This window comes from Serratia sp. CoH_122_TC_1, assembly GCF_058191755.1.
In genome coordinates, this window is the sequence record NZ_JBXWLA010000081.1 from 1 (window position 1) to 278 (window position 278).

1 protein-coding gene is annotated in these 278 nt (G+C 46.0%); it reads right to left on the reverse strand.

Annotated elements, in window-relative coordinates; all coding sequences use genetic code 11:
- Window positions 1-278: hypothetical protein (locus AC2FC2_RS27065; RefSeq protein ID WP_490660218.1), on the reverse strand; the 278-nt coding region annotated here is incomplete at both ends.

The following is a 278-nucleotide window of genomic DNA, read 5'->3' on the forward strand; positions in this document are numbered from 1 at the left end:
CCATAACACTGAACCTGACCGCTTTTAAATATCCGATAGCGCACGCGAAGTTTTAGCACCCCGGCTTCAAGTCCATATTTTTCCGAGTTGTAAACAATCACTTCTACCTCAGAGAATACCGGGCCGGTACTGATTTGTCTGACGATCGGTTTGTAGGAAAATCGTGTTAAATCTTCAACGCCAGAAACAAGCCCCCTGAAGACAGCAAAATGACTCATGCCATGAACTACGCCATTTTTGTCAACGATAGCCCCCAGCAGGAAGTTGCTGTTATCACG